This is a genomic window from Rhizobium sp. NZLR11 (assembly GCF_019685115.1).
Taxonomy (GTDB): Bacteria; Pseudomonadota; Alphaproteobacteria; order Rhizobiales; family Rhizobiaceae; genus Rhizobium.
This window is the reverse complement of record NZ_JABDWD010000025.1, coordinates 25,166-52,049: the sequence shown is the minus strand read 5'-3', so window position 1 is coordinate 52,049 and position 26,884 is coordinate 25,166. Positions and strand designations below refer to the sequence as shown.

General features: G+C 61.6%; 26 protein-coding genes and 1 pseudogene. 20 read left to right on the top strand and 7 right to left on the bottom strand.

The window, feature by feature from the left end; all coding sequences use genetic code 11:
- Nucleotides 1–5 precede the first annotated feature (5 nt).
- A complete protein-coding gene (locus HJB83_RS29605; RefSeq protein ID WP_207580605.1) occupies nucleotides 6–290 on the bottom strand; it encodes a hypothetical protein in 285 nt (94 codons plus the stop codon).
- 199 nt (nucleotides 291–489) lie between these two features.
- Between HJB83_RS29605 and HJB83_RS29600 the strand changes: the two genes are divergently transcribed.
- On the top strand, nucleotides 490–2,151 hold the full coding sequence (locus HJB83_RS29600) for an alpha-amylase family protein (RefSeq protein ID WP_207580606.1): 1,662 nt from the start codon (nucleotides 490–492) through the stop codon (nucleotides 2,149–2,151).
- A gap of 114 nt (nucleotides 2,152–2,265) precedes the next feature.
- On the opposite strand, the gene HJB83_RS29595 is transcribed toward HJB83_RS29600, so the two are convergent.
- Nucleotides 2,266–5,667 carry an AsmA-like C-terminal domain-containing protein gene (locus tag HJB83_RS29595; RefSeq protein ID WP_221133125.1) on the bottom strand — a complete coding sequence of 1,134 codons (3,402 nt, stop codon included), beginning with the start codon at nucleotides 5,665–5,667 and terminating at the stop codon, nucleotides 2,266–2,268.
- 125 nt (nucleotides 5,668–5,792) lie between these two features.
- On the opposite strand from HJB83_RS29595, the gene HJB83_RS29590 reads away from it, so the two are divergent.
- The 5 genes from HJB83_RS29590 to HJB83_RS29570 all read left to right on the top strand — a co-directional run bounded on the left by HJB83_RS29590 (nucleotide 5,793) and on the right by HJB83_RS29570 (nucleotide 10,648).
- The gene (locus HJB83_RS29590) at nucleotides 5,793–6,266 is read left to right on the top strand and encodes a peroxiredoxin (protein ID WP_207580608.1); all 474 of its coding nucleotides are present in this window, start codon (nucleotides 5,793–5,795) and stop codon (nucleotides 6,264–6,266) included.
- Nucleotides 6,263–7,090, top strand: coding sequence for a ferritin-like domain-containing protein (locus HJB83_RS29585; RefSeq protein ID WP_207580609.1), 828 nt, complete (start codon nucleotides 6,263–6,265; stop codon nucleotides 7,088–7,090). The genes HJB83_RS29590 and HJB83_RS29585 overlap by 4 nt, the downstream gene beginning before the upstream one ends.
- 106 nt (nucleotides 7,091–7,196) lie before the next feature.
- On the top strand, nucleotides 7,197–8,516 hold the full coding sequence (locus HJB83_RS29580; RefSeq protein WP_221133124.1) for a peptidoglycan DD-metalloendopeptidase family protein: 1,320 nt from the start codon (nucleotides 7,197–7,199) through the stop codon (nucleotides 8,514–8,516).
- A 157-nt stretch (nucleotides 8,517–8,673) separates the two neighbouring features.
- Complete coding sequence (locus HJB83_RS29575) at nucleotides 8,674–10,191, top strand: DEAD/DEAH box helicase (RefSeq protein WP_207580611.1); 1,518 nt, start codon at nucleotides 8,674–8,676, stop codon at nucleotides 10,189–10,191.
- A gap of 7 nt (nucleotides 10,192–10,198) precedes the next feature.
- The gene (locus HJB83_RS29570; protein ID WP_207580612.1) at nucleotides 10,199–10,648 is read left to right on the top strand and encodes an NUDIX domain-containing protein; all 450 of its coding nucleotides are present in this window, start codon (nucleotides 10,199–10,201) and stop codon (nucleotides 10,646–10,648) included.
- On the opposite strand, the gene HJB83_RS29565 is transcribed toward HJB83_RS29570, so the two are convergent.
- Both HJB83_RS29565 and HJB83_RS29560 read right to left on the bottom strand, forming a co-directional pair.
- Entirely contained in the window at nucleotides 10,618–10,938 is a 321-nt protein-coding gene (locus tag HJB83_RS29565; protein WP_164014291.1) for a TfoX/Sxy family protein, read from the bottom strand. The two genes, HJB83_RS29570 and HJB83_RS29565, sit on opposite strands and share 31 nt — an antisense overlap.
- A 24-nt stretch (nucleotides 10,939–10,962) precedes the next feature.
- Nucleotides 10,963–11,457 carry a flavin reductase gene (locus tag HJB83_RS29560; RefSeq protein ID WP_207580613.1) on the bottom strand — a complete coding sequence of 165 codons (495 nt, stop codon included), beginning with the start codon at nucleotides 11,455–11,457 and terminating at the stop codon, nucleotides 10,963–10,965.
- Between the two features lie 179 nt (nucleotides 11,458–11,636).
- Between HJB83_RS29560 and HJB83_RS29555 the strand changes: the two genes are divergently transcribed.
- The 5 genes from HJB83_RS29555 to purB all read left to right on the top strand — a co-directional run bounded on the left by HJB83_RS29555 (nucleotide 11,637) and on the right by purB (nucleotide 16,180).
- On the top strand, nucleotides 11,637–12,719 hold the full coding sequence (locus tag HJB83_RS29555; RefSeq protein WP_207580614.1) for an ABC transporter substrate-binding protein: 1,083 nt from the start codon (nucleotides 11,637–11,639) through the stop codon (nucleotides 12,717–12,719).
- Nucleotides 12,720–12,786: 67 nt separating this feature from the next.
- Nucleotides 12,787–13,464 (top strand): ribulose-phosphate 3-epimerase, encoded by a 678-nt coding sequence (gene rpe, locus HJB83_RS29550; protein WP_221133123.1) that lies wholly within the window; start codon nucleotides 12,787–12,789, stop codon nucleotides 13,462–13,464.
- Nucleotides 13,461–14,186: a DUF2259 domain-containing protein gene (locus tag HJB83_RS29545; protein WP_221133122.1), complete on the top strand. Its 726-nt coding sequence runs from the start codon at nucleotides 13,461–13,463 to the stop codon at nucleotides 14,184–14,186. Before rpe ends, HJB83_RS29545 begins: the two co-directional genes overlap by 4 nt.
- A gap of 17 nt (nucleotides 14,187–14,203) precedes the next feature.
- Complete coding sequence (locus HJB83_RS29540) at nucleotides 14,204–14,749, top strand: hypothetical protein (protein WP_221133121.1); 546 nt, start codon at nucleotides 14,204–14,206, stop codon at nucleotides 14,747–14,749.
- A gap of 123 nt (nucleotides 14,750–14,872) precedes the next feature.
- Nucleotides 14,873–16,180 (top strand): adenylosuccinate lyase, encoded by a 1,308-nt coding sequence (gene purB / locus HJB83_RS29535; RefSeq protein WP_221159696.1) that lies wholly within the window; start codon nucleotides 14,873–14,875, stop codon nucleotides 16,178–16,180.
- Between the two features lie 538 nt (nucleotides 16,181–16,718).
- Here purB and HJB83_RS29530 read toward each other — a convergent pair.
- Nucleotides 16,719–17,201 carry a low affinity iron permease family protein gene (locus tag HJB83_RS29530; protein ID WP_221133119.1) on the bottom strand — a complete coding sequence of 161 codons (483 nt, stop codon included), beginning with the start codon at nucleotides 17,199–17,201 and terminating at the stop codon, nucleotides 16,719–16,721.
- 127 nt (nucleotides 17,202–17,328) lie between these two features.
- The gene (locus HJB83_RS29525) at nucleotides 17,329–18,132 is read right to left on the bottom strand and encodes a DUF2189 domain-containing protein (protein WP_207580620.1); all 804 of its coding nucleotides are present in this window, start codon (nucleotides 18,130–18,132) and stop codon (nucleotides 17,329–17,331) included.
- Between the two features lie 177 nt (nucleotides 18,133–18,309).
- On the opposite strand from HJB83_RS29525, the gene HJB83_RS29520 reads away from it, so the two are divergent.
- The 7 genes from HJB83_RS29520 (at nucleotide 18,310) to HJB83_RS29490 (ending at nucleotide 24,308) form a co-directional block, all read left to right on the top strand.
- On the top strand, nucleotides 18,310–18,864 hold the full coding sequence (locus HJB83_RS29520; protein ID WP_207580621.1) for an alpha/beta hydrolase: 555 nt from the start codon (nucleotides 18,310–18,312) through the stop codon (nucleotides 18,862–18,864).
- 96 nt (nucleotides 18,865–18,960) lie between these two features.
- A complete protein-coding gene (locus HJB83_RS29515) occupies nucleotides 18,961–21,258 on the top strand; it encodes a bifunctional diguanylate cyclase/phosphodiesterase (RefSeq protein WP_207580622.1) in 2,298 nt (765 codons plus the stop codon).
- A 271-nt stretch (nucleotides 21,259–21,529) separates the two neighbouring features.
- Nucleotides 21,530–22,294, top strand: coding sequence for a phosphoribosylaminoimidazolesuccinocarboxamide synthase (gene purC, locus HJB83_RS29510; protein WP_003540062.1), 765 nt, complete (start codon nucleotides 21,530–21,532; stop codon nucleotides 22,292–22,294).
- A gap of 15 nt (nucleotides 22,295–22,309) precedes the next feature.
- On the top strand, nucleotides 22,310–22,552 hold the full coding sequence (gene purS, locus HJB83_RS29505) for a phosphoribosylformylglycinamidine synthase subunit PurS (RefSeq protein ID WP_207580623.1): 243 nt from the start codon (nucleotides 22,310–22,312) through the stop codon (nucleotides 22,550–22,552).
- A gap of 44 nt (nucleotides 22,553–22,596) precedes the next feature.
- Complete coding sequence (locus HJB83_RS29500; protein ID WP_207580624.1) at nucleotides 22,597–23,151, top strand: RNA 2'-phosphotransferase; 555 nt, start codon at nucleotides 22,597–22,599, stop codon at nucleotides 23,149–23,151.
- Nucleotides 23,148–23,819, top strand: a complete 672-nt coding sequence (gene purQ / locus HJB83_RS29495) for a phosphoribosylformylglycinamidine synthase subunit PurQ (protein ID WP_207580625.1) — start codon at nucleotides 23,148–23,150, stop codon at nucleotides 23,817–23,819. The genes HJB83_RS29500 and purQ overlap by 4 nt, the downstream gene beginning before the upstream one ends.
- A gap of 90 nt (nucleotides 23,820–23,909) precedes the next feature.
- A complete protein-coding gene (locus HJB83_RS29490) occupies nucleotides 23,910–24,308 on the top strand; it encodes a hypothetical protein (RefSeq protein ID WP_207580626.1) in 399 nt (132 codons plus the stop codon).
- A 26-nt stretch (nucleotides 24,309–24,334) separates the two neighbouring features.
- On the opposite strand, the gene HJB83_RS29485 is transcribed toward HJB83_RS29490, so the two are convergent.
- Nucleotides 24,335–24,592 (bottom strand): DUF1127 domain-containing protein, encoded by a 258-nt coding sequence (locus HJB83_RS29485; protein ID WP_221133118.1) that lies wholly within the window; start codon nucleotides 24,590–24,592, stop codon nucleotides 24,335–24,337.
- An 81-nt stretch (nucleotides 24,593–24,673) separates the two neighbouring features.
- Here HJB83_RS29485 and HJB83_RS29480 point away from each other — a divergent pair, with 81 nt between their 5' ends.
- Nucleotides 24,674–26,092 carry a PLP-dependent aminotransferase family protein gene (locus HJB83_RS29480; protein WP_221133117.1) on the top strand — a complete coding sequence of 473 codons (1,419 nt, stop codon included), beginning with the start codon at nucleotides 24,674–24,676 and terminating at the stop codon, nucleotides 26,090–26,092.
- Between the two features lie 121 nt (nucleotides 26,093–26,213).
- Nucleotides 26,214–26,790 (top strand): annotated as a pseudogene (locus HJB83_RS29475) (acyloxyacyl hydrolase).
- Nucleotides 26,791–26,884: the final 94 nt, after the last annotated feature.

Below are 26,884 nucleotides of genomic sequence, written 5' to 3'. Positions count from 1 at the left end.
ACCCCTCACTCAACTCCGGGCCGAGATGCCGCGTCCGTTCGTTCGGCCTCCCGGAATACATAGGGTGGTGGATTGACGTCTGGCGCGTGCGTCACGCGGGACCACCAGCTGATCGAGAAGATCGGCGGTGTCACCGTCGCATCGAGAGGAACCGCCAGTACATGGGCGGAACGGATGAGCTCCGGCGGTTTCAGCCGCTCGCTCTTCTCTGCAGAGTATGACGCATGGTGGCCGGCTGCAGCAGCGGCCACCGCGACCGATAGGAACGAGACTGTCCGAGCGCACTGCATGGCATCCTCCGACATTGCGCCGACCGTTTTGCGGGCCGGGATTCACATTACATCAGAGTTACCTAAAATAGGCAAAGCATCAATGTCGGACTTGTCAGTATAAGTCGGAATTAGCGAACAAGCCGCACGACAATCAGCGCTTTATCGGAACCTTTTCCGCCCGCCGGGATTTGCGACCAGATTGGATTGGAGCGCCGGCATGATCAACGACCTCTGGTATAAAAACGCCGTCATCTACTGCCTGTCGGTCGAGACCTTCATGGATGCAAACGGTGACGGCGTCGGCGATTTTCAGGGGCTGATGCGGCGCCTCGACTATCTCTCCGGCCTCGGCGTGACGGCAATCTGGCTGATGCCCTTCCAGGCTTCACCCGGTCGCGACGACGGTTACGACGTCTCGGATTATTACAATGTCGACCCACGCTACGGCACGCTCGGCGACTTCGTCGAATTCACCCACGGCGCCAAGCAGCGCGGTATCCGCGTGTTGATCGATCTGGTGATCAATCACACATCCAAGGATCATCCCTGGTTCCAGGAGGCCAGGAGCGATCCGCAGTCACGCTATCGCGATTGGTACGTCTGGTCTGAGAAAAAGCCCGCGAATGCCGATCAGGGCATGGTCTTCCCCGGCGTCCAGAAGACCACATGGACCCATGACGAGAAGGCCAAGGCCTATTATTTCCACCGTTTCTACGATCATCAGCCCGATCTCAACACGTCCAATCCCGAGGTGCAGGCCGAAATCCTCAAGATCATGGGCTTCTGGATCCAGCTCGGCGTCTCCGGCTTTCGGATGGATGCCGCCCCCTTCATCATCGCTAGGAAAGGCGCCGATGTCAGCAAGCCGGTCGAGCAGTTCGACATGTTGAGAAAATTTCGCGAATTCCTGCAGTGGCGGCTCGGCGATTCCATCATCCTCGCCGAAGCCAACATCCTGCCGAAGGACAATTTCGAATATTTCGGCGACGATGGCGACCGCATGCAGATGATGTTCAATTTCCAGGTCAATCAGGCGCTGTTTTATGCTCTTGCCAGCGCCGATACGCGACCGCTAAAGAAGGCGATGGAGACGACGAAACCGCGCCCGGCAACCGCGCAATGGGGCCTGTTTCTCCGCAACCACGACGAACTGGATCTCGGCCGGCTGTCGGAAAAGCAGCGCGACGCCGTCTTTGCCGCCTTCGGGCCTGAAAAGGACATGCAGCTCTATAACAGGGGCATTCGCCGTCGCCTGGCGCCGATGCTCGGCGGCGACCGCCACAGGATCGAGATGGCCTACAGCCTGCTGTTTTCGCTGCCCGGAACGCCGGTCATCCGTTACGGCGACGAGATCGGCATGGGCGACGATCTCGCTCTGCCAGAACGCAATTGCGCCCGCACGCCGATGCAGTGGTCGACCGAACCGGAAGGCGGTTTCACCAAAAGTCGAAAGCCTGTCTCGCCTGTCATCAAGGACGGCCCCTACGGCTTCCAGCATGTCAACGTCGCCGAGCAGCGGCGCGATGCCAATTCATTGCTGAACTGGACCGAACGAATGATCCGGATGCGCAAGGAAGCTCCTGAGATCGGCTGGGGCGATTTCGCTGTGGTCGACACCGGAAACGACGGCGTGCTAGCGCTTCGTTACGACTGGCGCGGCAATTCCGTGTTGATCCTGCACAATCTGCATGCGCAGCCGGCAGAAGTCACCTTCGATCCGGACAGAGGCAAAGACGGGCGACAGTTGATCGATATCGCCGACGGCGCGAGCAGCGAAGCGGACGAGAAAGGCTGCCACACCGTCGTGCTCGACGCCTATGGCTATCGCTGGTACCGCGTCGGTGGCCTCGACTATCTCCTCAGGCGCAAGGAAATTTAATGCATGTCGACCGGAAGTGTGCAGCGGTTCCGGGAAAACGACATGCATAAAAACAAAGAACTAAAGCGCGCCGCATGATTCAAATTTGATGCGACGCGCTTTAGGTTCCGCGCCCTACTGGAATTCGAAGATCTGCCGGAAGACACCCGGTGCGATGATCGACAGCGGGTTGATCTGCAGGTTTGGCTGGTCGAACTTGCCGGTGAGCTTGAAGGTGATGCCGATCAGGCCGCGGTCGCTGCCGTTGCCGAGGATGACGCCGATCAGCGGCAGTTCGGCAAACAGCCGGTTTAGGCCGTAGGCCGGCATGAAGGTGCCGGTCATGTCCATATTGCCCTTGCGGTCGCGCACCACGCCCTGGAAGGTCGCGCCGATCTGGTCGCCGCGCAGCACGCCATTCTCGATGCCGACCATGCCATCGCGCGAGACGACGCGGGCAAAGCCGCGCTGAAAGCGTTGCGACGAGGTATCGATCTCGCGCTTGACGGCTTCGTTGAGGCTGCGCTGCTCGTTGCCGACAGGCGTCGAGACGATCGAGCGCAGCCGTTGTTCGTTGACGATCGAGAACCGGCGCACGTCGAGCGAACCGTCCCAGCCGCCCTGTGCCGAAAGCCTGATTGCCAGATTGAGCAGGCCGCCCTGCATGTGCTTGTAGAGATCGGCAAAACGCGAGACCGCGCCGGCATCGCCGCTGGTGATGTTGATGACGCCACCGTCCTTCATCTGGCTGACCACGGCTTCACCGCTGTCGGTAACGGCGGAAAAGTTCAGCGCTTGCAGCTTGTCGCCGCGAAGTGACACCTGCGCCTGGAAATTGCCGATCTTCTCATCGTTGAAGCCGATGACGTTTTTCAGCCTGGCACGCACCGATACGCCGGTGTCGCCGGCATCCCCGTCACCATCGCCATCGCCCGAGCCCGATTTCAGCCGCGCGATAACTGGCCGCGCATCGGCGCTGTCGCCGGAGACCGAGACGTCGAAATTGCCCTTGCTGCGCTTCACCGACAGGGCGAAATCGTCCAGCGAGGAGAGTTTGACGCTGTCGAAATCGGCTGAGATCAGCCCATTTTTGCCGATGTTCATCGATCCGTTGGCGCCGAAACCGTCGCCCTTCAGCCGAAAGTTCTTGATCTGGGTATCGTCGGCCGGGCCGGAGGTTTCGAATTCGGCCGAAGCTGCAATGCCGCTGCCCTTCGACCAGCCGATCCACGGCAGGTCGAGTTGCGACCGGGTAAGCTCGAGCTGAACGTCCTGCCGGTCGTCGTCGATCCGCGTCAGCACCATCTTCACGCTGCCGCCGACGATTCCGGAAAGGCCGGGGATCAGCTTGTTGCGCTGCTCCTCGGAAAGCGTCGCGGTGATCACCCGCTGCCGCTTCGCACTGTCGGATGCCTCGACCGGTTCGGTAAGATCGATATCGGCGGGGACGCCATCGATCTGGGCCTTGGCGTCGAGCGTGATCTGTTTCGGATTGCCGTTCAGCGTACCGTTGAGATTGCTGATCGTGCGGCCGGAAAACGGCTTGCCAAGATCGACATCGGTGAGCTTCATGGCCGCCGTCCATTCGGCCGGCGGCGGGTTCTGCGAGGCGAGCAGGCCGAAATGCGCCTTCACGTTCGCCTCGATCCGCCCCTTGAAATCGTCGGGCGTAAAGCCGGCGCGCTGCAGCACCCGGATCGGTCTGTAGGTCAGAAGCTCGCCGACGGCATCCGCTGCCCCGGAGACCGTAAGATCGATATCCGCCATCAGCGGCTTGTCGTAGGTGGCGGGCATGATGAAGGTTCCCTGCCCGAGACCGACGGATCGGCCGGAGGGGAAAAACGACGTGCCGCTTTTGATCGCGATCGTCGCAACCGGGCCGGCCAGGTCGAAATGGGCCGAGGTGTCACGGATCGGCGGAATGTCGCCGGCAACGTTCATCCGCGCTCCCGTGATGTCGAAGCCGATGCGGATCTGGTTGGCGTCGAGCTTCAACCCCTTGCCGCCGGCTGCCTCGTCCAGCCTGCCGAAGGGAATGAACACGGAGATGGCAGCGTTGGTGACGGTGCCGCCGAAGAGGTTGCCCTGTACCCAGGTGCGCACCTTGGGCGCCATCCAGAATGGCCACATTTGCTTGATCGCCGTCGTCTGCAGTTGTGCCGACTGGCCGGCAAAGCTGATCTCCGGCGATTTGCCCCCGAGCTTGACGTGCAGTGCCCCGTAAAGCGCGCCGAGCGAGCTGGAGACGGCCATATTGGGAAACTGGAATTCCCGCCCGGCGACAAGGTAGCGCCCGGTCGCCTGGATATCGAAAGAGAGCGGCTGCTCGCCGGAGCCGCTGGGGGCTGCCATGCCGCCGCTGACCAGCAGATCGATGCCGAAGCCCTTGCCGGCCTGCGGGTCGAGCTTGTCGAGATCGATCAGCGCGCCGTTGATCGGAAGCGTGGTCGCGCCGAACCGGGCATTCGACCGGGCGATCTCGAGCGTCTGCTTGGCGAAATCATAGACGAGGTTGATCTGCCCGCCCGATAGCTCCTGCGGATCGCCATCCGCATAGATCAGGCCGGGATCGATGTCGATCGTCGCCGCAAGCGCCGGCTCCACGCCATCGCGCCCCCTGGTGGCCGACACCGTCAGGTCGGCAAACGCGCTGAGCCCCTGCCGGATCACGCCTTGATCGTTGCGTTTGAGCGAAAAGGGCGTGAGGTCGGCATGCCTGAGCGTCGCCACCACCTTCGATACGTGGCCGTCTTCCTTCTCGGCCAGTACATCGAGCTTCGCCACCTCGCCGTTCAGCGCCACCTCGCCGCTCAATTGCAGCGAGGATGGGCCGGCATGGGCAAAGACGAGGTTGTCGACGACCAGCGACAGTGGGCCGTTGGCGGTATCGGCAAGCTTGATAGTTATGCCGGAGATCCGTACCGAATTGGTTGAGCCCCGGGTCACGACGCTGTCGAACATGTCGAATTGCGAGAAGATCTTCTCCGTCGCCGCCGGCATGGCGTCGATGCGCAGATCGTCGAGCGTCAGAGGATTGCCGGAGGGCAAAAGCGCGGTATCGAGCGCGATATCCTCCGCTTCGATGTCGGTGACGGCGATGCGGCCGCGGAAAAGCTGCAGCGGATCGAGCCCCAGGCGCACCGAACCCGTCGTCGACAGGTGCTGGCCGCTCTGCTCATCGATCATGTTGACGTTGCGCGCTTCCAGCGCCAGCCGGAAATCCGAGGTGAAACGGATGACGGTGGAGCCGACCTCGGCGTGGTAACGCGGTCCGGCCACGCCGTTCAACGCCGCCTGCGCCTGCTGCGACAGCGGCTTGTCGAACATGCCGCTCTCGACGGTAAAGACGATCGCCGCGAGAACAAGGAGGATCAGGCCCAGAAATCCCGCGGTCAGCTTCGCTGTCCGGCGCATCGGCGAACGCGGCGGCGGGCAATGGACGATGATCGGATCCTCGGCCTGAGCGGACGGCAAGCGGTCCAGCGCAACGATATCCTTCTTGCGAAACGTGACCTTTTCGCCGCGGATGGCTGACATGCGCCTTCGGGCTCTCCCTTTAAATGAAGAATTGAACCCGGCCATGCTGGACGGGTTTCCGTCCACTATATAATTCGGGGAGAGAAAGTGTCATCCACAAACCCGGCAAAAGAAAGGTTTTCCCAATGGCGGTTCCAGGCATCGGCGCCACGGCTCCTGATTTCAACCTTCCCCGCGACGGCGGCGGCCGCGTCTCGCTGGCCGAATTCCAGGGCAGGCCACTCGTCCTGTTCTTCTATCCCAAGGACGATACGACAGGCTGCACCGCCGAATCACTGGCCTTCACCGCGCTGGCAGGCGAGTTCGAGGCAGCGGGTGTGGCCGTCATCGGCATGTCGCCCGATTCGGCCGCCTGCCATGACAAATTCGTCAGGAAACACCGTCTTTCGGTGGCGCTTGCCTCGGACGAGGAAAAGACCACGTTGCAGGCCTATGGCGTCTGGAAGGAAAAGAGCATGTACGGCCGCAATTTCATGGGCGTCGAGCGCACCACTTTCCTCATCCGCCAGGACGGCACGATCGCCACCATCTGGCAGAAGGTGAAGGTGCAGGGCCATGCCGAAACCGTGCTCGAGGCGGTGCGGAATCTGGCCGCGTGACCGGAGATCTTGCGATAACGTCGCTGCGCGGCGGCGCAATCGATGCCATCTGCTCCGCCGATCTCGACCGCAAGACTGCGCTGGCGCAGGAAAGCGCCACCCGCTGGTTTGCCCGCCGGGTGTCGTTGCGCTCGCCGCTCGATGCAGCGTTGCCGGACAGGCCCGGCCGTCCTGACAGACCGCTGCTGACGCCGCCGACCCAGGTGGAAAAGCGCTCGCTGCATACGTTGAAAGGCCGGATCGCCCTGCTGCATGCCATCGCCCACATCGAGCTCAATGCCGTCGATCTGGCGCTCGATATCGTCGCGCGATTCGCAACCGAGCAGGTGCCGAACTCCTTTTTCGACGGCTGGATGCAGGTTGCCTTCGAGGAGGCGAAGCATTTCCGCATGGTGCGCGCCCGCCTCAACGATCTCGGCGCCGATTATGGCGATCTGCCCGCCCATGACGGGCTCTGGCAGGCCGCCCATTCGACGCGCAACGATCTGACGGCAAGGCTCGCCGTCGTGCCGCTGATTCTCGAAGCCCGCGGCCTCGACGTCACGCCGTCGCTGCAGGCAAAGATGCGCCAGACCGGCGATCTCGAAAGTGCCGCGGTCCTCGACGTCATCTACAACGACGAGAAAGGCCACGTCGCCGTCGGCGCCAAATGGTTCCGCTTCCTATGCGCCCGGGAGAAGCGCGACCCGGCAAAAGCCTTCCAGGAGCTGGTGCGCGCCAATTTCCGCGGACCGTTGAAGCCGCCCTTCAACGATCTTGCCCGCGCCGAGGCCGGCCTGACCCCATCCTTCTACCGCGCGCTCGCATCGATCAGCCACGCCTGAAATAGCTGGTATTTCTGGCGCGGGCGGCGACAAAGAAAGCATTCGTTAACCATAAGAGTGTCTAATTTTCCGAAAGAGGCGTAGCGCATCAATCGGGAGAGCCTGCGTGGACAGCGGACATCAGCACCGGGTATTCGGCAGGCGGGCGCAGGAGCATATCCTGATCCTCGCAAGCGGCGATAAGGTCCGCCACATGACGGTCCGGCCGTGGATGGCAGCCCTTGCTGTCTGCCTCGTCGGCGCCTTTTCGATCGGCTATCTCCTAGCCACCTCCTATCTCGTGCTGCGCGACGATCTGATCGGCGCCACCATGGCGCGGCAAACCCGCATGCAGCACGATTATGAAGACCGCATCGCCGCCCTTCGCGCGCAAGTCGACCGCATCACCTCCCGGCAGCTCCTCGACCAGCAGGTGGTCGAGGACAAGGTCGACAAGCTGATGGAGCAGCAGATGGCGCTGACCTCGCGCCATGGCAAGCTCGACAATCTGCTCGACCGGGCGGAAAGCTCCGGCCTGACGGAAAAGGACGGCGCTCTCGCTGCCCCCTCTTCGCCCGTTCAGTCCTATGCCCCTGATATCAAGGACAAGCGCGCTTCGCTGACCGGTGGCGGCATCCAGGCGATCGAGAAACAGCTGGCGAGCGGCGCCCCCGCCGATGCGACACCCGACAATTCCACGCTTGCCTATGTGCCGGCCGCCGAGACGGTCGGCGACCGTGCCGACCGCATCTTCTCCAACGTGACGCTGTCGCTGAAGGGTGTCGAACAGGACCAGCGCAACCGCGTCGAGCAGCTGACGAGCGACGCCGGCAATGCCGCCAATGTCATCGGCACCGTGCTGACCCGCTTCAAGATTCCGGTGCCGGAGGAGACTGCGGCGAGGCAAGACGACGATGCCGTCGGCGGCCCCTATGTCGAGCCTGAAAGCAACGACGACTTCAACAATTCGCTGGCAGCGCTCGACGGCGCGCTGACCCGGCTGGAGTCCGTGCGCAGCACCGCCGAATCCCTGCCCTTCCGCAATCCCGCGCTCGGCAAGGACGTGACCAGCCCGTTCGGCAATCGCCGCGACCCTTTCCTCGGCCGGCTCGCGCTGCATTCCGGCATCGATTTCCGCTTCACGCCGGGCGAGAAGATCCGCCCGTCGGCGCCTGGCAAGGTCATCGCCGCCGGCTGGACCGGCGGTTACGGCAACATGGTCGAAGTCGATCACGGCAACGGCATATCGACGCGATACGGCCATATGTCGCAAGTGCTGGTCAAGGTCGGCGACACGGTCGACCGCAATGACGTCATCGGCCTTGCCGGCAGCACCGGCCGCTCGACGGGAACGCATCTGCACTATGAGGTGCGCCAGGACGGCCACGCGGTCGATCCAGTATATTTCATGAATGCCGGCCTTAAACTCGCCACCTATATCAAGTAACAGCCGTGAGGTAACCATCGCTTCACTCTGTACCGGGTGCGGCCTCTCTAATTCTTGACTTGCCGGCCATTCGGGGCTATGTCGCGCTGCATTGCGGCACGCAATCCCGCCGACTCGTTCAGAGCTCGGCCGAACCGAAACGGAAACAGTTTTCCCTTTGACGACATTCGCTGACCTTGGCTTGAGCCAAAAAGTGCTATCCGCTGTTACCGACGCGGGCTACACGATCCCCACGCCTATTCAGGCGGGAGCCATTCCCTTTGCGCTCGAGCGCCGCGATATTTGCGGCATCGCGCAGACGGGCACTGGCAAGACGGCATCCTTCGTTCTGCCGATGCTGTCGCTTCTGGAAAAGGGGCGCGCCCGCGCCCGCATGCCCCGTACGCTGATTCTCGAGCCGACGCGCGAACTCGCCGCCCAGGTCGCCGAGAATTTTGAAAAATACGGCAAGAACCACCGTCTCAACGTCGCCCTGCTGATCGGCGGCGTTTCCTTCGAGGACCAGGATCGCAAGCTCGAGCGCGGCGCCGACGTGCTGATTTGCACGCCAGGCCGCCTGCTCGACCATTTCGAGCGCGGCAAGCTTTTGATGAGCGGCGTCGAGATCCTCGTCATCGACGAGGCCGACCGCATGCTCGACATGGGCTTCATCCCCGATATCGAGCGCATCGCCAAGATGATCCCATTCACCCGCCAGACGCTGTTTTTCTCGGCAACCATGCCGTCGGAGATCCAGAAGCTTGCCGACCGCTTCCTGCAAAATCCCGAGCGCATCGAAGTGGCAAAGCCGGCGTCGGCCGCAGAGACCGTGACGCAGCGCTTCGTCGCCTCGCACGGTAAGGACTACGAGAAGCGCGCGGTTCTGCGCGAACTCGTCCGCGCCCAGACCGAACTCAAGAACGCCATCGTCTTCTGCAACCGCAAGAAGGATGTTGCCGATCTCTTCCGGTCGCTGGAGCGCCACGGCTTCTCCGTCGGTGCCCTGCATGGGGATATGGATCAGCGCTCCCGCACGATGACGCTGCAGAGCTTCCGTGACGGCAATCTCCAGCTGCTGGTTGCCTCCGACGTCGCCGCCCGCGGCCTCGACATTCCCGATGTCAGCCACGTCTTCAATTTCGACGTGCCGATCCACTCCGAGGATTACGTCCACCGCATCGGCCGCACCGGCCGTGCCGGCCGCTCGGGTGCCTCCTTCACGCTCGTCACCAAGCGCGACACCAAATTCGTCGATGCGATCGAAAAGCTGATCGGCCAAAAGGTCGAGTGGCTGAGCGGCGATGTGAATTCCTTGCCGCCGGCAGAAGAAAGCGCCGAAAGCGAGCGCCCGCGGCGCAACAGCCGCGAGCGTGGCGCAAAGAGTGAACGGGGTGAGAGGGATCGTGGGCGCGGACGCGGCAATCGCAGCGCCTCGGTTCATAAATCTGATAACGACATCCAGGATAATGGCGTAGACGTGATCCAAGCAGCACCAGTAAAGGCCGACATCGTGAAGAACGAGCGCAAAGCAGAGCAGAAGCCGCAAAACAATGCGCGCAACAGCCGGCCTTATCCGGCAAACGATGACAGCCGCGACCGCCGCCGCCATCGCGACCACGACGACGGCCCGACCCCGGTCGGCTTCGGCGACGATATCCCGGCCTTCATGCTGATCGCCGGCAGCGCCAAGATCTGAACGTCCAATGGGTAAGCCCGGTCTCGATTTTCCGGGCTTCGGCGTCGGCCTGGTGATTCTGCGCGACGCCAAGGTACTCCTGTATAAACGCCTGCGTCCACCGGAAGCCGGCTATTGGAATATCGTCGGCGGCAAGGTCGACCACATGGAGCCGGCCGAGCAGGCTGCGCGCCGCGAGGCCGAGGAAGAAACCGGCCTCAAGATCGGTCGGATCGAGAAAATCGGCATGACCGAACAGATCATCGATACCGACCGCCAGCACTGGATTTCGCTTCTCTATCTCGCCTGCGACGTCGAAGGCGAGCCGCAACTGACGGAACCGGACAAGCTTTCGGATTTCGGCTGGTTTCCCCTGACTGATTTACCCTCGCCGTTGTCGGCCTTCACCAAGGCTGCGATCGCAGCGCTGCCCTCAGCCGAACGCGGTCAGCTATCGGCGCGCAGCGACGCCTCATAGGCAAGCCGCACCCATTTCGCCATCAGATCGGGATCGTCGTAAGCCTCGTCGGGGATCGACCAGTAGGGCATCTTCACCGGCTTGCCCTTCTTGCCCTCGTAGCTCCACTGCGTGGCGCCGGCGGCGGCAAATTCAGGGGCGCTCGTCTCGTCGGCCTTCAGCAACATCTCGTCCCGCACTTCGAGCGCGATGATGCGCCCGAGATGATAGATGCCCTTGCCGCCGAACATGCGCTTGACCGTGACGGGACCGAGCCCCTGAAACATTTCCTCGATGCCGGCAGTGTCCATTCTAATCCCTCGAGATCCTGAAAATCACAGCGCGTGATAATCCCGGTTCATATAGACGAGCGCCGCGTGCTTTTCGCTGAAGCGCACGGCCGCGACCTCGCCGAAGATGACATTGTGCGTCGGCATTTCCTTGATGTCGGTCACCCGGCAATCGAAGGCTGCGAGCGCATCGGCGAGCACAGGCGCGCCGGTGACCAGCGTCTCAAAACGAGCGCTGGCGAAACGCTCGCTATCGGCAAGCGACGTCCGTCCGGAAAAGGCGTCGGCAACGCCCTGATGATGAGCGCCGAGCGTGTTCAGCACGAAGACGCCGCTACGGAAAAAGATCTCGTTCTTCGGATTGGTGTTGTTGAGGCAGATCAGCACCGAGGCTGGATTGTCCGAGACCGAGCAGGCGGCGGTGATGGTGACGCCGCGGCGCAACTCGCCCATCGCCGTCGTCACGAGTTGCACATGGCCGGCATAACGGCTCATGGCGTCTCGATAAAGACCGGGGTCGATATGCTGCCTGTTCAACACCTGCTTCTCCCGTGCTTTTCTGCATGGATCGACTTGTTATCGCGCCAATATGGCGAGCATCAGTTACCTTTTCTACAATAGGACCGGTGAAAAGCACTGCTTCACGCTTGTTTTTCTTTGACGATCGCGGCCTTGCGGATAAAAGGGCATGGACGATGGCTTAGGGATCTCCGCCTTTCATGATCAACCTGCGTGGCATAGCAGCCTTTCTGGCGCTGCTGGGAGCGGCGGCGCAAGGCCATGCGGCCGGCGTGACGATCGGCGTCGTCGCCCCTCAAAACGGCCCGCTCGCTTTGCTCGGCGCCCAGATTGCCGCCGGCGCCGGTTTCGAGATCCAGCAGTCCGGCAATACCCTCGTCGCCATCAACGAGACCTGCGAGGACAATAGTGGCGCTGCGATTGCCGATGCGCTGGTTGCAGCCAAGGTGCAGGTCGCGGTCGGCTTTCTCTGTAGCGAGACGCTGGAAGGCGCGCTGCCGAAGCTGAAGGACGCCAACATTCCTGCGATGACCGTCTCGGCGCGCTCCCGCATCCTGATGGAGGATGCGCTGAAAAACGGCTGGCCGCTGTTTCGCCTGGCGCCCGCCGATGGCGCCGAAGCCGCAAAGATCAACGAAGTGATCCTGAAGGACTGGGCCGCAGATCCGATCGCACTGATCGAGGACGGCACCATCCATGGCCGCGAACTGACGGAAGCGGTGCGCAATGCGCTGGAGCAGAACGGCCTGAAGCCGGTCTTTACCGATACCTACCGGCCAGGACAGGAGCAGCAGATCGCTCTCGTGCGCCGCCTGAAACGGGCCGGTGCGAGCAGGGTTTTCATCGGCGGCGATCGCAACGATGTCGCCATCATCGCCCGCGACGCCAAGGCGGAAAACATCCCGCTGTCCATTCTCGGCGGCGATGCCACGCGCGCCGCCGACCAGCCGCTGCCGCTCAATGCCGGCGTACGCGCCGTCGCCCTGCCCGAATACGCCGCTCTGCCGGAAGGCACGGCTGCAGCCGACGCGCTGCGTACCAAAGGCATCGAGCCGGAAGGCTATGTCCTGCCGTCGCTGGCAGCGGCACTGATTGCCGGCCAGGCCGCGGAAGCCGCCGCTGCGGCCGGCAAGCCTTTCCAGGAGGCACTGATGGGCACGACATTCCAGACGCCGGTCGGCGCCATCGTCTTCACCGCCGCGCATGAACTTTCGCAAAACCCGTATCGCCTGCTCGAATGGCGGGGCAACGGCTTTTTTCCACCGGCCGCGCCGCCGCAATGAGCAGCGGCGCACCAGCCTTGAATTCGGGCGCCACGGTCAAATGGCAGCCCATACGGAGTGATATTTGATGACGCTGCCCATTCGCATTGCCCCCTCGATCCTCGCGGCGGATTTCGCCAGGCTCGGCGAGGAGGTGCGCAACGTCACGGCCGCCGGCGCCGACTGGATCCATCTCGACGTGATGGACGGGCATTTCGTGCCGAACATCTCCTTCGGCGCCGATGTCATCAAGTCGCTACGCTCTTATACCTCAGCCACCTTCGACTGCCATCTGATGATCTCGCCGGTCGACGACTATCTCGAAGCCTTCGCCAAGGCCGGCTGCGACCGGATCACCGTCCATGCCGAAGCCGGGCCGCATCTGCACCGCTCGCTGCAGACCATCCGCAATCTCGGCAAGAAGGTCGGGGTGACGATCAATCCGGCAACCCCGCTCAGCGCCATCGAAAACGTGCTCGACGATGTCGACCTCATCCTGATCATGTCGGTCAATCCTGGCTTTGGCGGGCAGAAGTTCATTCCGGCAATGGCTGCCAAGATCGCGGCGGCGAAGTCACTGATCGGTGATCGGCCGATCGAACTCGAGGTCGATGGCGGCGTCACGATGGAAACGGCACCGGCGATCGCCCGCGCCGGCGGCAACGTCCTCGTCGCTGGCTCGGCAATTTTCAAGGGCGGTACGGTCGAGAACTATCGCCGGACCGTCGCCGATCTGCGTCAGGCAGCCGAAGGGGCACGAGCATGATGAAGCGTCTGATTTTAGGTAGCCTGCTTGCGGTCGCATTGGCCGGCCTGCCCGGCCTGTCCCTTGCCGGCGACATCGCCAATATCCAGCCGATCGGCTTTTCCGCCGACGGCAAGGTCTTCGGATTTCAGGAATTCGGCATCGAGGAGAGCGGCGGCGTCCCCTACTCCAACACCTATTTCGTCGATACCGACAGCGGCCAATATCTCGAGGGCACGCCCTTCCACACCGAGATGACCGACAAGGACGCCAATCTTTCCAAGGCGCGGCGGCAGAACCTGACGGCAGCGCGCAGCCAGATGGATAAATACGATCTCTTGACCAATCCCGGCCTGATCGCCGCCTTCAATCCGCCGACCGAACTCGGTTCTCCTTCAAAGACCATCCGCTACACCACGCTTGCGACCGACGGTCCGCCGAAATCGCCCTATACGCTTTCGCTCGGTGAGGTGCCGGTGCCGGCCCCGAAGGATTGCGCGGCGAGCGACAAACGGGTGCTCGGCTTCAGCCTGCAGATGATCGAGAAGCAAGGCGCTCCGAACCGCCAGGCAGCGCGGCAAGCAACCGCGGTTCCGGCCGATCGCGCCTGTTCTGTGGAATACCGGATCGGCGGGGCGATGGTCTATCAGCCGGAGGCCGGAAACCAGATTCACATCGCCCTTATCCTGGCCTTCGACGCCGACAGGAACGGACGCTGGATCGCCGTTCCGGTTCATCCCTGAGCCCGGACCGCCCAAGGATGGATGGCCCGAATCCGGATCGCCCCAGGACAGATCGCCAGAGGACGGTTCGCCCCAGCAGGGATCGTCTCAGAGCTGCATGGCCGCCCTACCCCGATCTGATTGCCGGCGCATTGTTCTGGGGCACGCAGATGCTCGCCTCCGCCATGCTGGGCCTTTACCTGCGCAACGGCCTGCAGACGAGCCGGCTTGCCGAGGTCGCCGTGCTCTATTTCGCCGGCGGCCTTTTCGCCTGGCCCTTCGCCCTGCCGGTCGCCCGCTTCTTTGCCTATGGCAAGCCGGCCGAGGCGCGTTTCGCCGCCTTCTTCGTAATGCTGACGGCCGCCACGATCGCAATGACCGCCTTCCTCTTCGCCATGGAATACCGGCTCTTCTATTCGCGCTGGCACGCGCCCTTCGGCAGCGTCGTCTGGGCTTTTCAGTTCGTCTTCACCAGCATCAGCGCCGTCTACCAGTTTCTGGTGATCGGTCTTCGCCTTTTCCTGCCGCTTGGCCTCGTCTGCCTTGTCGCCAGCAGCTATCATCTTGCCAAACGCATGCGTTGAGATTGCCGCCCGTCTTTGCTACAGGGGCACTGAAGCAATTCCAGGAAAAGTGCCCCGCGGTTTTCCGTCCGGAATTGCGTAAAAACGAAACGCTCAAATCTCTTGAAGTGAAGGCAGCCGCCCATGATCCCGCGTTATTCCCGCCCCGAAATGGTCGCCATCTGGTCTCCCGAAACCAAGTTCCGCATCTGGTTCGAGATCGAAGCGCATGCCTGCGACGCGCTGGCCGAACTCGGCGTCATCCCCCAATCGGCGGCAAAGACGATCTGGGATAAAGGCGGTGCGGCCACCTTCGACGTCGACCGCATCGACGAGATCGAGGCCGTCACCAAGCATGATGTCATCGCCTTCCTGACCCATCTCGCCGAGATCGTCGGCCCGGATGCGCGTTTCGTCCACCAGGGCATGACCTCATCAGACGTGCTCGACACCTGCTTCAACGTCCAGTTGGTGCGCGCCACCGATATCCTCATCGCCGATATCGACCGCCTGCTCGAGGCGCTCAAAACCCGCGCCTTCGAACACAAGGACACCGTCACCATCGGCCGTTCGCACGGCATCCACGCCGAGCCCACAACCTTCGGCATCAAGCTGGCGCTCGCCTATGCCGAATTCGAGCGCTGCCGCCAGCGCCTCGTAACCGCCCGCGAGGAAATCGCGACCTGCGCCATTTCAGGCGCCGTAGGCACCTTCGCCAATATCGACCCCCGCGTCGAGGAACATGTCGCCGAGGCGCTTGGCCTGAAGGCCGAGCCGGTCTCGACCCAGGTCATCCCGCGCGACCGCCACGCCATGTATTTCGCCACCCTCGGCGTTGTCGCCTCCTCCATCGAGCGCCTGTCGACCGAGATCCGCCACCTGCAGCGCACCGAAGTGCTGGAAGTGGAAGAATATTTCTCGCCCGGCCAGAAGGGCTCCTCGGCGATGCCGCACAAGCGCAACCCGGTGCTGACCGAAAACCTCACCGGCCTTGCCCGCATGGTCCGCTCCTACGCCATGCCAGCCATGGAAAACGTCGCCCTTTGGCATGAGCGCGATATCTCCCACTCCTCGGTCGAACGCATGATCGGCCCGGATGCGACCGTCACTCTCGACTTCGCCCTCTCGCGTCTCGCCGGCGTCATCGAAAAGCTGCTGGTCTACCCCGAGACCATGGAGAAGAACCTCAACAAATTCCGCGGCCTCGTCCACTCCCAACGCGTCCTCCTGGCTCTGACCCAAGCCGGCGCCTCCCGCGAGGACGCCTACCGCCTGGTGCAGCGCAACGCCATGAAGGTATGGGAACAGGGCAAGGACTTTTTGGAGGAACTGCTCGCCGATGCTGAGGTGCGGGCTGCGCTATCCGAAGAAGATATTCGGGAGAAGTTCGACCTTGGGTATCATACCAAGCATGTGGATACGATTTTCCGCCGAGTGTTTGGCGAGGCGTGAGTTCTCCAAATCGACAATATTGCGGCGCCTTTACGGCGCCGTTTTCATGCTTAATTACATTCTGTTACCGCAGTTGTCGCGCCTGCGCTCGCCTGTATTTCCTTAAGGGCTATACCGAAGTTATCTACACGGCCCTACTGACGAAGAGAACCTTCGTCTGGGTTGTTGTCCTTACGCTTGGGACGTGTTGAGCACAGGATGACGAATCCGACCACCCCGCCAATTGCATACTGCATCCATGCGCCAACGAAGGACGCTCTCCCATCGCTGCCAGCGACGTATAACGCCGGCGCAAAACATGTCATGATAAATACACCAATGGCATACGACTGTACGAGTGTAAGGCTGGTAAACTTCCGCAGCACCCATGCAACGGCCGCTCCTGTCAATGCCATTGAAAGCGCCGCTCCTAATAGCTCTGCGATTAAACCCGCCAATGTTCTGTCCTCCCGAAATCAACACTATAGCTTCAGAACAAGGACATATTTTTTCCTACGGGATTGCAATCACTGAATTTTATGATTGTGGACATTGTTGACTATCTATCTCCTCTCAGCGGCCGTTGTTTTTGCTTCGGCGCTTTGGCAGCCATAGCGCGCTTCCTCGTCTCCTCCTTTTTCGGCGCCACCGCGTTGGCAGCCTCCGATATCCGGCAAGCCTCCGTCTCGCCCCTGCCCTTGGCCGCCTTGGCGACCAGCTCGTCGAGACGCTTCAGCTCCTCCTCGTCGAGATTTTCGATGCCGATGAAGCGATTTTCCGCATGGCTGGTCAGGATGATTTCGTTGAGTTTGGCCTGGATCGCCCTTGTGTCGCGCGTCTGAGCGTTCTGCAACACGAAAACCATCAGGAAGGTGATGATCGTCGTGCCGGTGTTGATGACCAGCTGCCAAGTTTCCGAATAATCGAAGAAGGGGCCGAGTGCCGCCCAGATCACGACGGCGATGAGCGCCAGAATGAAGATGACGGGTTTGCCCGCCCATTCCGATATCTTGGTTGCGAAGCGGGCGAACAGATGCTGCATCGTCACCTCCGAAATCCTCCCACAAGCCGGTCACACACAACGCGGCGAGAGGTCTCGAGGTTCCGGGAACGGGCGAAGCTTTGAATTCCGGGGATCACGATAATTCGAGATCCCCGGAAACCTTCGATTACACGCCTTCGCGCGCAATCAGCTTGCGATAAAGATGCCAGGTCGCATGGCCAAGAATCGGAATAACCAGCGCCAGTCCGGCAAAGACCGGGATCGTGCCGATCACGAGCAGTGCCGCAACGATCAGGCCCCAGAGCAGCACTGGCACCGGATTGGCAATCGTCGCCCGGATCGAGGCGAGGACGGCGGCCACCGCTCCGACATCGCGGTCGAGCAACAGCGGAAAGGTAATCACGGATATCGACAGCACGACGAGCGCAAAGACGAAGCCGATCAGATTGCCCCAGATGATCAGCTGCATGCCCTCGGCCGTGCCGAAGACCTGGCGGAAGAAATCCGCCATGCTGCGCGGAAACACTTCACCGAGCAGGTTGCTGTAGAGCGTCTGCGCCGTCACCAGCCAGACGACGAAAAGCGCACAAAGCATCAGCCCGACTGCGACGATCGACGGCAGCGCCGGCGAATGGCGTACGTCGAGCGCATGCGTCCATGACGTGTCGAGGCCGGCCTCGCGCCGGCGGCTGATCTCGTAAAGGCCGATCGCTGCGATCGGGCCGATCAGCACGAAACCTGCCATCAGCGGAAAGACCATCGGCAAAAGATTGGCGCCCGATGACCAGAGCGTCAGGAAGACGCCGGCAATCGGGTACATCAGGCACAGGAACACATAATGCGACGGTTTCTCCATGAAATCGTCGTACCCGCGCTTCAGCGCGTCGAAGACGTCGGCGATACTGATGCGATTGACAACGGGCCGCGCTAAGCTTTCGCCTGCACCCGTCATGACATGAAATGCCGCCATGGCTTTCTCCTCCTCAGCCGAGACCTGGTCGGCGGCGGACACGCAATCGGCGGGCAAGCCGACACGAAATCCGCAACCGGCACTGGAGCAATATAGCAAACCAAAACGCCCGTGTCGCTCTCTCCCTTCACGTCCCCTCTTGACATCTTGGCCGAGCTTTCTCACATCGGCGGCACTATGAAAGCCTCAGACGCAGATATCCTCATCATTCCCGGCTACACCAACTCAGGGCCGAGCCACTGGCAGAGCCGCTGGGAGGCAAAGCTCAGCACGGCGCGGCGCGTCGAACAGGCCGAATGGACAAAGCCCGTCCGCGAGGACTGGATCGCCCGTATCGCCGAGGAAGTGAACGCCTCGACCCGTCCGGTCATCCTCGTTGCCCATTCGCTCGGCGTGGCCTCGGCGATCCACGCCATCCCGCATTTCCGCAAGCCGGTGGCGGGCGCCTTCCTCGTCGCCCCACCCGATGTCGCCAATCCCGACATCCGCCCGAAGCACCTGATGACCTTCGGCCCCTACCCGCGTGATCCGCTGCCCTTCCCGTCGATCACGGTGGCGAGCCGCAACGATCCGTTCGGCAGCTACGAACATGCCGACGATATCGCCGGCAGCTGGGGCTCCTTCATCGTCGATGCCGGCGAGGCAGGCCATATCAATGCCGATTCCGGTCACGGCCCCTGGCCCGAGGGCACGATGGTCTTCGCCCAGTTCCTAAGCAAGCTCTCCGCCTGATTGAGAAAAACAGGCTGCCCCGCTAGTTGCGCAAGTGCTTTCTAAGTCTTTCTTAATGGAATGACAGCAGACTGCACCGAGGTGAATTAAGCGAGAATGCCTGTGAAGAAAGCCCATCCAGAGGCCGATGATCCGCATAACGAGGCCTTAGCGGCCGAGGCAGGCGTCGGCAACGGGGCAGACGATGATTCCGACCTAGCGGAGCGGGAGAGCCGGTGGAACCATGCGCTCGTCGGCTCCGGCCTTGGCGTATGGGATCACAACTACCGTCTTGATCGCAAATATTACTCGCAGACGTGGAAGACCATGCGCGGCATGGCGCCCGACGAGGAAGCCGCTGGCGATTACGACACCTGGCTGCAGCTCGTCCATCCCGATGACCGCGATTTCGTCATCCACGCCATCGACCGGCAAAACGCCGGCGACCCGGATTACCAGATCTTCGAATATCGCGAGCGCCACAGGGACGGTCACTGGATGTGGATCGACTGCCGCGGCGCCTGCGTCGAATGGAACGAGAGCGGCGTACCGTCGCGGATCGTCGGCACCGATACCGATATCACCGCCCGCAAGGAGGCCGAGGAGACGCTGTCGCGTTTGTCGCGCCGGCTCGATCTGGCGCTGGAAATTTCCCGCATCGGCGTCTTCGAGGCGGATATCGAGAATGAGACCGTCGAATGGGATGAGCGTCTCATCGCCATATACGGGCTGCAGGGCGCCCCACGCCAAATCGCCAGCGACGCCTGGGCGAAAAGCCTGCATCCCGACGACCGCGAGCGCGTGCTGGGCTTGTCCGACCGCAGCGTCGAAAGCGGAAGTGACTTCCAGCAGGAATACCGCATCATTCGCGGCGACGGCGCCGAACGCGTTATCCGCGCCCGCTCGGCCTTCTTCGTCGACGGCAACGGCCACCGCAAGCTGATCGGCGCCAATTGGGACGTCACCGGGGAGGTCGCGCTCCGAAACGAGTTGCAGCGCGCCAAGGATCTGGCCGAGGCCCGCAACCGCGAACTCGAAGCCGCCAAGGAGAGCATCGAGCACCTGGCGCTGCACGATTATCTCACCAGCCTGCCGAACCGCCGTTATCTCGACAAGATGCTGGACGAACGCTCCGCCGAATGCCGGGCCAAGGGCCTGGCGCTGGCGATCCTGCATATCGATCTCGACCGCTTCAAGCAGATCAACGACACGCTCGGCCACCGGGCCGGCGACGCCATGCTGCGGCATGCCGCAACCGTACTCAGAAATTCCGTCCGTGCCGCCGATTTCGTGGCCCGCATCGGCGGCGACGAATTCGTCATCCTCTGCATCGTCGATCCCGCATCCAAGAAGATCGGCGGCCTTGCCGAACGTGTCATCCGCGAATTGCGCAAACCCGTCCGATATGAGGGGCACGACTGCCGCTTCGGCGCCAGCATCGGCATCGCCATCGACAGCGGACCGACACTCGACGCCAAGCAGATGCTGCTCGATGCCGATATCGCGCTCTATCGTGCCAAGGGCCTGGGCCGCAATCGCTTCGAATTTTTCTCGGCTGCTGCCCGCCGCGACATCATCTCCGCCAAGCACCTCGCCGACGAGATCCTGATCGGCCTCGAGCGCAATGAATTCGTGCCCTTCTATCAGCTGCAGTTCGATGCCCGCACGCTGGATGTCGCAGGCGTCGAAACACTTGCCCGCTGGCAGCATCCGGTGCATGGGCTGCTGACGCCCGACCGCTTCCTCGATATCGCTGAAGACCTCGACGTCGTCTCGACCATCGACGCCCTGATCCTGGAGCGCGCCATGGCCGATCGCCGCGTCTGGATCAAGGACGGGCTGTCGGTTCCGAAAATATCGGTCAACGTTTCGGCCAGACGGCTCGCCGATCCCGATCTCGGTAAGAAACTCCGCGCCCTGAAAATCCAGCCCGGCACGTTCGCCTTCGAATTGCTGGAATCGATCTCGCTCGACGATTGCGACGAGGCGGTGGCCGCCAACCTGAAAAAGCTGCGCAAGCTCGGCATCGACATCCAGATCGATGATTTCGGCACCGGCCATGCCTCGATCGTCAGCCTGCTGCGCTTGAGCCCGAAGACATTGAAGATCGACCGCGAGCTGATCCGCATGCTGCCGCAATCGGCCGAGCAGCGCAAACTCGTCGGCTCGATCATCGACATCGGTCGCTCGCTGAACATCCTCGTCATCGCCGAGGGTGTCGAGACGGCCGATCATATCCGCATTCTCGAAGAACTCGACTGCGACACGCTGCAGGGTTATGCGCTTGCCCGGCCAATGCCGGCCATGCAGATCCCTTCCTTCATCCGTGCCGGAAGCTGGCGTCACGGGCAAATCGCCGCGCGCGCCCTGCAGACGCAGCTTCGTCACGCGCTGCCAAGCAGAGCCGCCAAATAAAGACCTGCATAAACCTCCCGCCATTTCGCCGTCATTTCACCGTATGGGAAAAGGCGGTAGACTCGTCTTGCGAATTCATTCGATTCTCTTGGCGGTATTTCGTAAAATCCGGAAGCCGGAACCACGAAATCCGGAAACCGGGGCAGAAATCCCGAAACCGGCGAAGGAGAGACAGGCGGATTGTGAAACACACTCTTTTCCTTTAAGGGGACGCCACGAGATCGATCCACTCGCGCTATCCCAAGAGCGCCAACAATAGAGAATGACCACGATGAACCGTCGCCGCCGTATCTACGAGGGCAAGGCAAAGATCTTGTATGAGGGCCCGGAACCGGGCACTTTGATCCAGTTCTTCAAGGACGATGCCACCGCCTTCAACAAGAAGAAACACGAAGTCATCGATGGCAAGGGCGTCCTCAATAACCGCATCTGCGAATATATCTTCAGCCATCTGAACAAGATCGGCATCCCTACTCATTTCATCCGCCGGCTCAACATGCGCGAGCAGCTGATCAAGGAAGTAGAGATGATCCCGCTGGAGATCGTCGTGCGCAACGTCGCCGCCGGTTCGCTCGCCAAGCGCCTCGGGATCGATGAAGGCGTGGTACTGCCGCGCTCGATCATCGAATTCTATTACAAATCAGACGCGCTTGACGATCCGATGGTCTCCGAAGAGCACATCACCGCCTTCGGCTGGGCCAATCCGGCCGAGCTCGACGACATCATGGCGTTGGCCATCCGCGTCAACGACTTCATGACCGGCCTCTTCCTCGGCGTCGGCATCCAGCTCGTCGACTTCAAGATCGAATGCGGCCGCCTCTTCGAAGGCGATATGATGCGCATCATCCTTGCCGACGAAATCTCGCCGGACAGCTGCCGGCTCTGGGATATCGAGACCCACGAGAAGATGGATAAGGATCGTTTCCGCCGCGATCTCGGCGGGCTGCTCGAAGCCTATTCCGAAGTTGCCCGCCGTCTCGGCATCATCAATGAAAACGAGCCTGTGCGCGGCACCGGCCCGGTTCTGGTCAAGTAAAGCAGGGAAGACAAAGTGATCAAGGCTCGTGTCACCGTCACGCTGAAAAACGGCGTTCTCGATCCGCAGGGGAAGGCCATCGAAGGCGCGCTTGGTGCCCTCGGCTTCTCGGGCGTCGGCCATGTAAGACAGGGCAAGGTCTTCGACCTGGAGCTGGAAAGCGCCGACAAGGCCAAGGCAGAGGCCGACCTCAAGGCCATGTGCGAAAAACTGCTCGCCAACACGGTAATCGAGAACTACGCGATCGCGATCGACTGACGATCACAGACCCGTGGTCCGGCGGACTTTGAGGATTTGGCGTCATGACGAAAACAAAGCTGGAGACGGAAGTCTCGAAATTTATGAGCTATGTTTTGCGTCATGCGCCTGATGCCGCGGGTTTGACGCTCGATGCCGAAGGCTGGGTGTCGCTCGATGCGCTCGAAAAAGCGGTGGCATCGAAATACGATGTTTCCCGCGCCGATATTGTCGAGATCGTCGAAAACAATCCGAAGAAGCGCTTCACCCTCGCCGATAACAGAATTCGCGCCAATCAGGGTCATAGCGTCGAGGTCGATCTCGCCTTGAACCCGGTGGAACCGCCCGCAGCACTTTATCACGGCACGTCTCTGACGAACTGGCAGGCGATCGAGCGCGAAGGCTTGAAGAAGATGCAGCGGCACCACGTTCATCTGTCGGCGGATGTCGAAACCGCGAAAATCGTCGCAATGCGCCGCAAGGGTGAGTATGTCATCCTGCGTGTGGACGCGGCCCGCATGTTTTCAGAAGGCCATTCTTTCTTTGTCTCCGACAATGGGGTATGGCTCGCCGAAAGCGTTCCAGTTCAATATCTTTCGCCAGACGCGGGGACCCCATGAAATCAGCCGTCGTTCAACTTCCGGGCCTCAACCGCGACCGCGATATGATCGCCGCCTTGACCAAGATTTCCGGGAAGCCCCCGGTGACGATCTGGCAGACGGAGACTGAGATCCCCGATGTCGACCTGATCGTTATCCCCGGCGGCTTCTCCTATGGCGATTACCTGCGCTGCGGCGCTATCGCGGCCCGCATGCCGGTCATGCAGGCAATCATCGACAAGGCGGCAAAGGGCGTGAAGGTGCTCGGCGTCTGCAACGGCTTCCAGATCCTCGTCGAGGCCGGCCTGCTGCCTGGCGCGCTGATGCGCAATGCCTCGCTGAAATTCGTCTGCCGCGAGATCAAACTCGAAGTCGTCAATGCCGAGACGGATTTCACCCGTGCTTACGCGCAAGGCCAGGTCATCCGCTGCCCGGTCGCTCATCACGACGGTAATTACTTCGCCGACGAAGCAACGCTGGCTCAGATCGAAGGCAATGGTCAGGTGGTCTTCCGTTATGCCGAGGGCACCAATCCGAATGGCTCGATCAGCGACATCGCCGCGGTCATGAACGAAAAGGGCAACGTTCTCGGCATGATGCCGCATCCCGAGAACCTGATCGAAGCCGCCCATGGCGGTTCGGACGGCCGCGGCCTCTTCGCCTCGGCGCTCGACGTCATCGCCGCCTGATCTACAGCGCCGCGCCTCTTTTCAGATACGCGAACATCGCTGTGGCACTTTGAATTCAAAATCCTTTTATCCGGATCCGGAGCAAGATCGATGCGCCCTCGCCATTCTGTCGCTAACGCTGCCCTGCTCGCCACTCTCGCAGCCATGGTCGCAGCCTGCCAGACGCCGGCGCCGACGACGGGTCCGAACCGCGCCGCGCTGCCGACGATGGAACGCGTTGCGCTCGCCGCCAATGCCTGCTGGTTCAAGTCGGGCGATCCGGCTTTTGCTGCGTACAAGCTTGCGCCGGAACTTAATTCCTTCTCCGGCCGCCCGCGCATTCTGGTCGTCCACAAGGGCAGCCCGGAAAGCCGGCCGCTGCTCGTCGTTCAGGCCGAGGGAAGCCCGTCGCGCCTCCAGGCCTTCGGTCCGATGATGTCGGAGCCGGTCGCCGGCCGTATCGCCGCCGACGTCAATCGCTGGTCCGGTGGCAATAAGGCCTGCAGCTGACCGCTGCGATCAGCGCCCAGGCTCGATCAATCCCAGAAGAACGACTTGCCGACTTCGCGCGCGGCATCGGACTGCGACACGCCGATATCCTTGAGTTCGCTCGCCGTCAGATTTCTCAGTGCCCGGCGGCCTTCCCGCTTCTCATTCCAAAGAAGAATCGCCGCCCAGATCCGCCCCAAACGTGTCGTCGCCTCGGCAGGCGCGTCGGGCAGGACGATCTGTCTCCTATCGTCGTAAGAGACAATAGGTACAATCGGCATTTTGATCTCAGGCAAGGCAGACATTCCAGGAATCCTCTCGGTTGTCCGTTGGAATTGACTCTTAATCTTGACAGGGACAATGTGACAATATAGGCAATTGTCACCATGACAAATTGGCTTCCCGATCTCTCCCGCGGTTCCGGTCCGGTCTATCTCCGGCTTGCCGACAGCATCGAAACTGCCATCGCCAGCGGCGCCCTGCCCGCCGGCAGCAAATTGCCGCCGCAACGCAACCTCGCTTACGATATCGGGGTGACCATCGGCACGATCGGCCGCGCCTATGCATTGGTGCACGAACGCGGCCTGGTCGCCGGCGAGGTCGGGCGCGGCACTTATGTGCTGAACCGTTCCGAAACCCAGCCTGGGGAACAGACCGACCCGCTGACTGTCTCGCTTGGCGGCACCCGCGTCCAGGACGCGCCTGCAGACAAGATCCGCTTTGATACCACTGCCGCCCCGGACCTTGGCCAGGGCAAGATCATATCCGGCATCCTCGCCGAAATCGGTGAGCAGCATCTCGCCGAGATTTCATCCTATTCCCGCACTTTTCCGCGCAACTGGTTTGAAGCCGGCCGCCTCTGGCTTGCCCGCGGCGGCTGGACGCCGGAGGCCGAAAACATCGTGCCGACCCTCGGCGCTCATGCGGCGGCGATCGCCGTCATCGCCGCCGTCTCGGCGCCGGGCGACAAGATCGTCTTTGAGGATCTCACTTACACCCAGGTCAGCCGCAGCGCCCGCCTTCTCGGCCGCCGCACGCTGACGGTCGAGTCCGATGAACTCGGCGTGATCCCGGACGATTTCGAGCGGCTCTGCCAGCAGCAGCATCCGAAGATCGCCTTCCTGATGCCGACCGTCCACAATCCCACCGTGGCGATCATGCCCTACGAGCGGCGCGCGGCAATCGCCGCAATCGCCAGGAAACACGGCGTTTGGCTGATCGAAGACGATCTCTACGGCGGCATGGCCGACGATGAGACGCCACTGCTCGCCTCGCTTGCCCCCGATCGAACCTTCCTCGTCAACGGCTTGTCGAAATCGGTGGCCGCTGGTGTGCGCGGCGGCTGGGTCGCATGCCCGCCACATTTTGCCCAGCGCATCCGGGTGACGCACAAGATGATCACCGGTGGTCTGCCCTTCATCCTGGCGGAGACCTGCGCGCGCCTCGTTGAAAGCGGAATGGCCCACGAGATCCGCAAGCAGAGCGTCGAGGAACTCTCCCGGCGCGTCCGGCTTGCGCGGGAGCAATTGCAGGGCTTCGATTTCACGTCGCACCTGCATGCGCCCTTCCTCTGGCTGAAATTGCCGGAGCCCTGGATGTCGGGCACCTTCAAGAATGCCGCCTTCCGTGACGGCGTGCTCGTCGATGACGAGGACGAGTTCAAGGCAGCCCGCGGGGAGAAATCCTATCATCGCGTTCGCATCGGTTTTTCCTCGCCGAAGACGGGGCAGGAACTGATCTCCGGCCTGATGATCCTGCGCCGGCTGCTGGAAAATGGCGGTTCCGCCTATGACGGTGAAATATGACGTGTTGCAGATACACGTCATAATTTAGAAAAACGCCAGAGCCTGTTCACAGCGCTTCACTGACTCAACCTCTATGTTACCTCTTTGTTATTCTCGCCTAACGCGAATCAAAGGACAGGATATGAGGGTCGGCTTCGGAAGAATCGCGTTGGTTTTTTGAGTGCCGCGTCAGTAGCAGCGGTAACCGGAACCTTGATGGCAGATTCGGCAAATGCCGGCGAGCAGATATTCGATGAACTGCGTTTTGGGGTTTCGACCTAGGTGCAATCGGGCCATTCCAGGGAAGACGGCGTCTTTCCTGAGATTACCGCTCTCTTCGATCCTTTCGGATCTGACACGGCCGTCGGCTGGCAGCAGCAGCAGTTGTTACACCCCCGTGTGCATCTCGGCATCTCGATCGGCACGTCGGGCGAGGCCACCCAATTCTTCACAGGTTTCACCTGGACGGTCAATTTCAACGAGAAGCTCTTTGCCGAAGCCGGCTTCGGCGGCGTTGTCCATACCGGCGATCTCGACGGCAATGGCGATGGCCCGGAACTCGGCTGTCGCGTTCTCCGCGAATATGCCGGCGCCGGCTACCGTTTCAATCCTCATTGGAACCTGATGGCCAGATCGCCCACTCCTCGCATGCCAATCTCTGCGACGGCCCGAACGACGGCATGACACGCGCCGGCCGGCAGGTTGGCTACAAGTTCTGACCGGTTTGACCCCTTGTGGGAAAAGCCTGCCCGCCCTCTGTTGACGGCAAGCTTTTTTCTGTCGCGCGTCGCCGCTACATAAGCTAAAGACAGC

Excerpts from the sequence above, each read along its gene's own strand:
- HJB83_RS29605 (WP_207580605.1), bottom strand. The coding sequence starts at position 290 with ATGCAGTGCGCTCGGACAGTCTCGTTCCTATCGGTCGCGGTGGCCGCT.
- HJB83_RS29600 (WP_207580606.1), top strand. The coding sequence starts at position 490 with ATGATCAACGACCTCTGGTATAAAAACGCCGTCATCTACTGCCTGTCG.
- HJB83_RS29595 (WP_221133125.1), bottom strand. The coding sequence starts at position 5,667 with ATGTCAGCCATCCGCGGCGAAAAGGTCACGTTTCGCAAGAAGGATATC.
- HJB83_RS29590 (WP_207580608.1), top strand. The coding sequence starts at position 5,793 with ATGGCGGTTCCAGGCATCGGCGCCACGGCTCCTGATTTCAACCTTCCC.
- HJB83_RS29570 (WP_207580612.1), top strand. The coding sequence starts at position 10,199 with ATGGGTAAGCCCGGTCTCGATTTTCCGGGCTTCGGCGTCGGCCTGGTG.
- HJB83_RS29565 (WP_164014291.1), bottom strand. The coding sequence starts at position 10,938 with ATGGACACTGCCGGCATCGAGGAAATGTTTCAGGGGCTCGGTCCCGTC.
- HJB83_RS29555 (WP_207580614.1), top strand. The coding sequence starts at position 11,637 with ATGATCAACCTGCGTGGCATAGCAGCCTTTCTGGCGCTGCTGGGAGCG.
- rpe (WP_221133123.1), top strand. The coding sequence starts at position 12,787 with ATGACGCTGCCCATTCGCATTGCCCCCTCGATCCTCGCGGCGGATTTC.
- HJB83_RS29545 (WP_221133122.1), top strand. The coding sequence starts at position 13,461 with ATGATGAAGCGTCTGATTTTAGGTAGCCTGCTTGCGGTCGCATTGGCC.
- HJB83_RS29540 (WP_221133121.1), top strand. The coding sequence starts at position 14,204 with ATGGATGGCCCGAATCCGGATCGCCCCAGGACAGATCGCCAGAGGACG.
- purB (WP_221159696.1), top strand. The coding sequence starts at position 14,873 with ATGATCCCGCGTTATTCCCGCCCCGAAATGGTCGCCATCTGGTCTCCC.
- HJB83_RS29530 (WP_221133119.1), bottom strand. The coding sequence starts at position 17,201 with ATGCAGCATCTGTTCGCCCGCTTCGCAACCAAGATATCGGAATGGGCG.
- HJB83_RS29525 (WP_207580620.1), bottom strand. The coding sequence starts at position 18,132 with ATGGCGGCATTTCATGTCATGACGGGTGCAGGCGAAAGCTTAGCGCGG.
- HJB83_RS29520 (WP_207580621.1), top strand. The coding sequence starts at position 18,310 with ATGAAAGCCTCAGACGCAGATATCCTCATCATTCCCGGCTACACCAAC.
- HJB83_RS29515 (WP_207580622.1), top strand. The coding sequence starts at position 18,961 with ATGCCTGTGAAGAAAGCCCATCCAGAGGCCGATGATCCGCATAACGAG.
- purC (WP_003540062.1), top strand. The coding sequence starts at position 21,530 with ATGAACCGTCGCCGCCGTATCTACGAGGGCAAGGCAAAGATCTTGTAT.
- HJB83_RS29500 (WP_207580624.1), top strand. The coding sequence starts at position 22,597 with ATGACGAAAACAAAGCTGGAGACGGAAGTCTCGAAATTTATGAGCTAT.
- purQ (WP_207580625.1), top strand. The coding sequence starts at position 23,148 with ATGAAATCAGCCGTCGTTCAACTTCCGGGCCTCAACCGCGACCGCGAT.
- HJB83_RS29490 (WP_207580626.1), top strand. The coding sequence starts at position 23,910 with ATGCGCCCTCGCCATTCTGTCGCTAACGCTGCCCTGCTCGCCACTCTC.
- HJB83_RS29485 (WP_221133118.1), bottom strand. The coding sequence starts at position 24,592 with ATGTCTGCCTTGCCTGAGATCAAAATGCCGATTGTACCTATTGTCTCT.
- HJB83_RS29480 (WP_221133117.1), top strand. The coding sequence starts at position 24,674 with ATGACAAATTGGCTTCCCGATCTCTCCCGCGGTTCCGGTCCGGTCTAT.